At 61.8% G+C, this 7,894-nt stretch carries 8 protein-coding genes; all 8 read right to left on the reverse strand.

Annotation, left to right across the window (positions count from 1 at the left end; translation table 11 throughout):
• On the reverse strand, positions 1–230 hold a 230-nt coding region (locus G7Y52_RS07450; RefSeq protein ID WP_165065509.1), incomplete at its 3' end, for a helix-turn-helix domain-containing protein.
• A 123-nt stretch (positions 231–353) separates the two neighbouring features.
• A complete protein-coding gene (hisA, locus tag G7Y52_RS07455; protein ID WP_165069211.1) occupies positions 354–1,103 on the reverse strand; it encodes a 1-(5-phosphoribosyl)-5-[(5-phosphoribosylamino)methylideneamino]imidazole-4-carboxamide isomerase in 750 nt (249 codons plus the stop codon).
• Positions 1,100–1,759: a hypothetical protein gene (locus G7Y52_RS07460; RefSeq protein ID WP_165069215.1), complete on the reverse strand. Its 660-nt coding sequence runs from the start codon at positions 1,757–1,759 to the stop codon at positions 1,100–1,102. Before G7Y52_RS07460 ends, hisA begins: the two co-directional genes overlap by 4 nt.
• A complete protein-coding gene (locus G7Y52_RS07465; RefSeq protein ID WP_165069222.1) occupies positions 1,759–2,349 on the reverse strand; it encodes an imidazoleglycerol-phosphate dehydratase in 591 nt (196 codons plus the stop codon). The genes G7Y52_RS07460 and G7Y52_RS07465 overlap by 1 nt, the downstream gene beginning before the upstream one ends.
• Positions 2,350–2,354: 5 nt before the next feature.
• Positions 2,355–3,533 carry a twin-arginine translocase subunit TatC gene (gene tatC, locus G7Y52_RS15250; RefSeq protein ID WP_241159644.1) on the reverse strand — a complete coding sequence of 393 codons (1,179 nt, stop codon included), beginning with the start codon at positions 3,531–3,533 and terminating at the stop codon, positions 2,355–2,357.
• Complete coding sequence (tatB, locus tag G7Y52_RS07475) at positions 3,530–4,075, reverse strand: Sec-independent protein translocase protein TatB (RefSeq protein WP_165069219.1); 546 nt, start codon at positions 4,073–4,075, stop codon at positions 3,530–3,532. The genes tatC and tatB overlap by 4 nt, the downstream gene beginning before the upstream one ends.
• Positions 4,076–4,087: 12 nt before the next feature.
• Positions 4,088–5,683 (reverse strand): glutamine-hydrolyzing GMP synthase, encoded by a 1,596-nt coding sequence (gene guaA, locus G7Y52_RS07480; protein ID WP_165069247.1) that lies wholly within the window; start codon positions 5,681–5,683, stop codon positions 4,088–4,090.
• A gap of 338 nt (positions 5,684–6,021) precedes the next feature.
• Entirely contained in the window at positions 6,022–7,479 is a 1,458-nt protein-coding gene (gene guaB, locus G7Y52_RS07485) for an IMP dehydrogenase (protein ID WP_165069271.1), read from the reverse strand.
• Between the last annotated feature and the right edge of the window lie 415 nt (positions 7,480–7,894).

The following is a 7,894-nucleotide window of genomic DNA, read 5'->3' on the forward strand; positions in this document are numbered from 1 at the left end:
TTTTTATCAAGAAGGGCTTGCAATTCCCGAATCTCCTCGCATGAGAAACAACTTGGGCGATGGCCATTGGGTTTGGCTGATAATCGTTGGTTTTCACGGTAAGCTCTGACCCAATTGCAGATGCTAGCCGGGGTATAACCTAAAATATCTGCCAATTGCCTGGCTGTTGCTTTTCCATCAAGATACGCATGAACAGCCTTGGTTCGGATTTCTTCAGATGCAAATTTCATCTCTGCAATCTAAACGATTTTTAAATAAAATAAAAGTCAAATTGCTCTAATTTTATTAGCAAAACGCTCTAAAAGCAGGCATATTTTCATTGCACCACGCCCGCAGCAGTGCGGCGGCGGTCGTCAGGCGCGGTGTACGGCCATTTGCGCGTCGATCCAGGCGTTGGCCTCTTCCAGAGTGAGCGTGCCTTCGTACAGGGCGCGACCGCTTACAGCGCCGATCAGGTTGGTAGTCTGCGTCAGGGGATAGAGCTTTTGCACGTCGGCCAGGGTGGCCACGCCCCCGGCGGCAATGACCGGCATCCGGGCGAGCCGGGCCAGATGTTCCAGGGCGGGCAGGTTGACGCCGCACTGCATGCCGTCGCGCTCAATGTCCGTATAAATGATGAAGGCCGCGCCCTGTTCCTGCAACCGGGGCAGCACGTCGTCCACGGTCAGGCCCGTGTCCGTGGCCCAGCCCCGGCTTTTGAGGCGTCCGGCATCGGCATCCAGCGAGACGCCGATGCGCCCGGGAAAAGCGCGGCAGAGCCCGGCGAACAGCTCGGGCTGCTCCAGGGCCAGAGTGCCGATGATCAGGCGCGTGACGCCCGCTTCCAGGTAGGCTCTGGCTGTGGCCATGTCCCGGATGCCGCCGCCCAACTGCACGGGGATGGCGAGTTCCCGGCAAATGCGCTGCACAATGGCGCGGCTGCGGGCCGCGCCGTCAAACGCGCCGTCCAGATCCACCACATGCAGCCAGCGCGCGCCGCGCGCCTCCCAGGCTTTGGCGGCCGCGACCGGATCCGCGGCAAAAACCGTGCTTTCATGCGCGCGTCCCTGTTTGAGACGCACGGCCTTGCCGTCCTGTATGTCCACTGCGGGAAAAAGAATCATAAACCGAGATCCTTGACAGCCTTGCGCATGCCGTCCACGGTCAGATCTTCGGCCGTGACCCAGGCGCCGCCGCGCTTGAAGAAAGAGCCCACAGTGAGCAGGTTTTCGGTCAGGCCCACCTGCTTTTCCTCATAAATGGAGCGGTTCATCAGCGTGCCTTCGTCCACCTTGAGCAAAAAGAACTCCGCGCGCACATGCGCGGATTGGGTAACCCCGGCCCTGGAGCCCTCGCGCTCGTGCCAGTCCAGCACTTGCGGGATCAGCAGAAGCTGCGCGCCCTGTTGCTTGCCGTAGTCAATCCAGCGGGGCAGGGCCTGCGGCTGCTCGGAACTGTGAAAGGCGGTCAGATCCGGAGGCAGATTCTGGGGGGCAATGAAGGTGTACTGGCGCTTGGTGTCGGTCATCAGCACATGGCGCAACTGCATGTCCAGGGCCAGGAGCATGTCGTGCGGGATGCGGCCCTGATCTTCGGGGATGCGCCCCACAATAAGCTGGCTGGCGTTGATCGGCTGGGTGAAGGGCGCCACGGATATGGCGTATTTGGCCGAAATGGGCCGCGGCACGTCCGCCGTGCTGCGCGGGCGGCGCGAGCAGGCCCCGGCGGCCAGCGCCAGGCAGAGAATACACAAAACGAGCATATGCAGGCGAGATCGCATCAGTCCAGGCCTCCTTTGGTGCTTCTGATGGTTGTGCCCTGGATCTGCATGGCCTGATTCAAGGCAAGACCCAGGCCCTTTGCCGCTGATTCCAGCAGATGATGGCCGTTTTTGCCGTACAGAAAGGCCACATGCAGATTGCAGCGCGCGCCGCTTGCCAGAGCTTTGTAGAATTCGCGCCAAAGGTCTTTTTCCTCTCCGGCCAGGATGGGCGGCAAAAGTGTGTCGCCGCGCCACTCCAGCCAGGGGCGGCCGGAAAGATCCACGGTCACTTCTGCCAGCGCTTCATCCATGGGCACGCGACCGTAGCCCACTCTGGCGATGCCCGTCCTGTCGCCCAAAGCCTCCAGCAGCGCCGCGCCCAGGGTCAGGCCCACGTCCTCGACGCTGTGATGGGCGTCCACATCCATATCCCCCTGGCAGGAAATCTGCAAATCCATGCCCGCCCAAAAGGCGGTAAGGGTCAACATGTGATCCAGCAGGCCGAAACCGGTGCTGATCCGGGTTTGGCCGCGACCGTCCAGGTTCACTTCCAGCCGGATGCGGGTCTCCGCGCTTTGCCGCTCTCTGGCGGCAGTGCGAGGCGCCATTGCGCTCATGCTTCCTCCGCGCCTGTGGCGTCGTCGTTTTTCTTCTTTTCAGGCCCGGGCGCCCGTTTCTTGCGGCCGAACACGGCGGCCACGCCGATGCTGAGCTCATAGAGCAGAATCATGGGGCAGGCCATGAGCAGTTGCGAAACCACATCCGGGGGCGTGAGAATGGCCGCCACCACAAAAATGGCCAGGATCGCGTAACGCCGGGCCTTGCGCATCATGGCCGCGGTGACCAGGCCCATGCGCGCCAGAAAAAAGGCGAACAGCGGCATTTCAAAGATCAGGCCGAAGGCCAGGATCAGCTTGAGCACGAAATCCAAGTAATCGCTGATCTTGGGGATGACCACAATGGTGCTGGTGGAAAAGCTCACGAAAAAACTGAAGGCATAGGGAAAAACCACAAAATAGCAGAACGCCCCGCCGCAGATGAAAAAGAAGGCCGAAACCACGGCGATGGGGATGATCAGCCGTTTTTCGTCCTCATAAAGGCCCGGAGCGATGAAAGACCAGACCTGATAAAAAATCACCGGGCTGGACGCGAACACGCCCGCGATGAAAGCGATATACATGCGGGTGAAAAAGCCTTCGGGCAGGGTGGTGTACTGCGCGTGGGAACCGGGAGGCAAGACGGCGATCAGGGGATTGACCAGGGCGTTGAAAATGGGGTCCACCACGACCCAGCACGCCAGAAAGCCAAGCCCCACGGCAATGCAGCAGCGCACCAGGCGCATGCGCAGCTCGCCCAGATGTTCCATAAGGCTCATGGGTTCGGGCTCTTGCTCCTGCGGCACGGCGGGCGTTTGCCCCTCGCCCGGGGCTGGCGGCTCGGATGGCGGCGCGGGCACAGGCGCGGAACTGCCCGGCGGAATGGGAGGAACAGGCGGCGACGGCGGCTCTGGGGGAGCGTCTGCCGCTTCTTCCGGCAGGGCGTCCCTATGCGCGTCCGTGAAGGGCGAGGCGTTGTCGTCCGGCCCCGCTGCGGGAGCAAAAGGCCCGTCAGGCGCGGCCCCCGGGAGCGCCGACGCCTCGGCAGAGTTTTCCGGCTGCCATTCCGGCCCGGAAAGCATCTGCGCCGTAAATTCCGCCGGCGCGTTTCCAGCAGCGGCGGGCTGGCTCTTGCCCTCGGTCGCGCCGCTTTCGGCGGGCGGGTCCAAAAGGCTGTCTTTCTCCGGCCCGCTCATGCTTTGCCGCCCTTGTGGGAGGTTGCAGGCTCCTGTGTTTCGCGCCCGCCCTCGGCTTCGGCCCTGGCCCGCGCCACGGCTTGGGCCAGGGGACTGCCCTCAGGCGGCGCAACAGCGCCCGGCCGTGGCTCATCTGAGTCTGCCTGGCTTTGTTCGGAGGCAACGGATGGCGAAGCAGGGGCCTCACGCATGGTTTCGGAGTCCAGAGTGGCGGCGGATAGCGGCTCGGCAGTGTCGGCAGCGCCCACAGCGTCTGAAGGGCCGGGCGTGGCAGCGTCGGAAGAGGCATCCGCGGTCGGGGCCTTGGCCGCTTGGGCTTCGGCCGCGGCTTTTTGGGCTTTTTCGGCCTCTTTTTTGCGTTTTTCCTGCTCTTCCTGTTCCACTTCGGCATTCAGGGTGCGCTGAAAGTCCGTGGAGACCCTGCGGAATTCGCCCATAGCTTTGCCCAGGGTGCGGGAAATGCTCGCCAGGCTCTTGGGGCCGAGCACAATCAGGGCCACCACCAGGATGACCAGGAGCTCCGTGCTGCCTATTCCGAACATCTCGCCTCCTTCTTATTCCCATTCTATGGTGCTGGGCGGTTTGGAGGACACGTCGTAGACCACGCGATTAACGCCCTTGACCTCGCTGATGATCCGACCGGACATGCGCTCGATGAGCTCCGCGGGCAGGCGCGCCCAGTCGGCGGTCATGGCGTCCACGCTGTCCACCACGCGCAGGGCGATCACATGCTCATAGGTGCGGCCGTCGCCCATCACGCCCACGGTCTTGAGCGGCAAAAGCACGGCGAAGCCCTGCCAGACCTTGCGGTACCAGCCGGATTCGCGCAGCTCCTCCTGGACGATTTTATCGGCCAGGCGCAGGATACGCAAGCGCTCTTCGGTCACTTCGCCGAGCACGCGGATAGCCAGACCGGGCCCCGGAAACGGATGCCGCCAGACAATGGAGTCAGGCAGGCCGAGCTCCACCGCCACCTTGCGCACTTCATCCTTGAACAGTTCGCGCAGGGGCTCAATGAGCTTGAGTTTCATGCTTTCCGGCAGGCCGCCCACATTGTGATGGCTCTTGATCACCGCGCTCGGTCCCTTGTGTGATACGGACTCGATAACGTCGGGGTACAGCGTGCCCTGGGCCAGAAAGTCCACCTGGGGCAGCTTTTTGGCTTCCTCGTCAAAAATCTCAATAAAGGTATGACCGATGATCTTGCGTTTTTTTTCGGGGTCTTCAACGCCCCTGAGCCGCGAGAGAAAGCGATCCTGGGCCTGCACAAAGGTGAGATTGAGCTCGAAATGCTCGCGCAGATAAGTGACGACCTCCCGGCCTTCTCCCAGGCGCAAAAGGCCGTTATCCACAAAGATGCAGTGCAGCCGCCTGCCGATGGCCCGGTGCAGCAGCACTGCCACCACCGTGGAATCAATGCCGCCGGACAAGGCGCAGACCACATGGCTGTCGCCCGCCTGTTCGGCCGCTTCCCTGATGACCCGTTCCACAAAAGAGGACATGGTCCAGTCAGGTCGGATGCCGGCAATTTTGAACAGAAAATTTTGCAGAATACGCTCGCCGTCCACGCTGTGGTGCACTTCGGGGTGAAACTGCACGGCGTAAATCCGGCGTTGCTCGTCGGCCATGGCCGCCACGTCCAGGCTGGGCGTGCGACCGGTGATCGCAAAGCCCGGCGGCGGGGTAAGGACTTTATCGCCGTGGCTCATCCAGACCCGGCTCGGGCTGTCGGCTGCCAGGCCGTCCCAGAGCGCGCAGGGCGCGCACAGCGTCAGGTCGGCAGGGCCGTATTCCCGCGTCTGGGATTGGGCCAGCCGCCCGCCCAGGTTCAGGGCCAGCAACTGCATGCCGTAGCAAATGCCCAGCACTGGCACGCCAAGCTCAAGAAAGCCCGGGTCCAGGGTGGGGGCGTCAGCCTCGCCCACGCTGGCAGGCCCGCCGGAAAGGATCAGGGCCGAGGGCCGCATGGCCGCCACCTGCTCTGCCGTGGTCGCGCAGGAGTGGATTTCGGAATAGACCCCGGCCTCGCGCACGCGGCGGGCAATGAGTTGGGTGACCTGGGAGCCGTAGTCGATGATGATGACCTTGCTGTGCGCCACAAAAACTCCTTCTGCGAAAATCCGTGGATTCAAGCGATCCCGGCGCGTCATACCCGACGCGGGCGGGGCTGCCGAGAGCGTTTTGCTCATGAAATCAGCTAGAGCAGATTACCTTTGACTTTTTATGAAAGTTAAAGGTGGCATTCAGGCGAAAAACGCGGTTTTCGCCTGAATGTGCGCCGCGTTGCTGCGGCTGCCGCTTTCGCGTCAGCAGAGCAATTTCAAAGTGAAATTGCTCTAAACGCTCTGGCAGGGCGAAACCATGCCCGCCGCGAGCGTCAGCCGTTGGCGGCTGTGCCGCCTTACGGATGACGACAGCAGCGATAGGCGCAGGCGAAATTTACTTTCGCCGTTACGCGCCGGAGCGAGCGTTTCAAAAGCACTATGCTCTAGTTGTCGATGCGGTAATTGGGCGCTTCCTTGGTGATGATGACGTCATGCACATGGCTTTCGCGCAGGCCTGCCGCGGAAATTTCGCAGAAGGTGGTGTTCTCGAAAAGATCCTTCAGGCTTTTGGCGCCCACATAGCCCATGCCCGATCTCAGGCCGCCCATGAGCTGATAGACGGCCTCCATGACCGGGCCGCGGTAGGGCACCCGGCCCACAATGCCCTCGGGCACCAGCTTTTTGCTGCGCTCCTGGAAGTACCGATCCGAACTGCCTTCTTTCATGGCGTCGATGGAGCCCATGCCGCGGTAGATTTTATAGGTGCGGCCCTGGTAGAGAATGGTTTCGCCGGGGCTTTCCTCGGTGCCCGCGAAAAGCGAGCCGATCATCACCGAATGCGCGCCCACCACCAGGGCTTTCACAATATCGCCGGAAAATTTGATGCCCCCGTCGGCCACGCAGCAGCGGTCCATCTCGCGCGCGGCGCGCCCGCCGTCCATGACCGCCGTGACCTGGGGCACGCCCACGCCCGCCACAATGCGCGTCGTGCAGATGGAGCCGGGCCCGATGCCCACTTTCACGCTGTCGGCCCCGGCCTCCAGAATGGCGCGCGCGCCCTCATAGGTGGCCACATTGCCGGCGATCAACTGGCAGCGGGGAAAGGCCGATTTGACCTGGCGGATGGCCGTGAGCACATTGCTTGAGTGCCCGTGGGCCGAATCCAGCACCAGCACGTCCGCCCCGGCATCCAGCAACTGCTCGGCCCTGGCTTCGGAATCCCTGCCGATGCCGATGGCCGCGCCCACGCGCAGACGGCCTTTCTCATCCTTGCAGGCATTGGGGTATTTCTGAACCTTGTCGATGTCTTTCATGGTGATCAGGCCGCGCAAGCGTTTGTTCTCGTCCACCACCAGAAGCTTTTCGATGCGGTGCTCATGCAAATGCCGCTTGGCGTCTTCCAGAGAGGTGCCCATGGGCACGGTGATCAGGTTTTTGCTGGTCATCACGTCCGCCACGCGCACGGCCTGGGCGTCTTCCACAAAACGCACGTCGCGGTTGGTCAGGATGCCCACCAGACATTCGCCGTCCACCACCGGCAGGCCCGAAACGCGGAAGTCCGACATCAGATCCAGAGCCTCCTGCACGGAATTGCGGGGCGAAACAGTGATCGGGTCCAGGATCATGCCGCTTTCGCTCTTCTTCACTTTTTCCACTTCCAGGCGCTGCTTTTCAACCGGCATATTTTTATGGATAATGCCGATGCCGCCCATGCGGGCCATGGAAATGGCCATGGCCGATTCGGTCACTGTGTCCATGGCGGCTGAAAGCAGGGGGGTTTGCAGGGGGATGGAGGGGGTAAGCCAAGTGCTGATGTCAACGGCGTCCGGGGTTATTTCGGAGTAGCCGGGAATCAGCAGAATGTCGTCGAATGTCAGCGCCTTGCCGCGATTGGTGAACATGACTTCCTCGTAATTGGCTATAATAATTGTATAAACTGTAGCCATTTATCTTAGCCGCTTGCGGCTTTGCTGTCAATGCAAGGTAGCGGCCTTAACAGGTCTGACGCATCGTATGCGGCAGACCTGGCGGCGATGCGACAGCATCGCCCGAAGCCGCAGGCTTCGTGGGAGCGAAGTGCGGCTCCGCCGCCGAAGCGGCTCTTCCCAGCGTTTATGGTAACATAGCAAAATTATTGCACGTACTATTTAGATGCGTCTGCCCTGTCGGCCTTAAGTCTGACGCATCGTATGCGGCAGACCTGGCGGCGATGCGACAGCATCGCCCGAAGCCGCAGGCTTCGTGGGAGCGAAGTGCGGCTCCGCCGCCGAAGCGGCTCTTCCCAGCGTTTATGGTAACATAGCAAAATTATTGCAC

The sequence above is a fragment of the Desulfovibrio sp. ZJ200 genome, assembly GCF_011039095.1.
In the GTDB taxonomy this organism is placed as follows: domain Bacteria; phylum Desulfobacterota; class Desulfovibrionia; order Desulfovibrionales; family Desulfovibrionaceae; genus Desulfovibrio.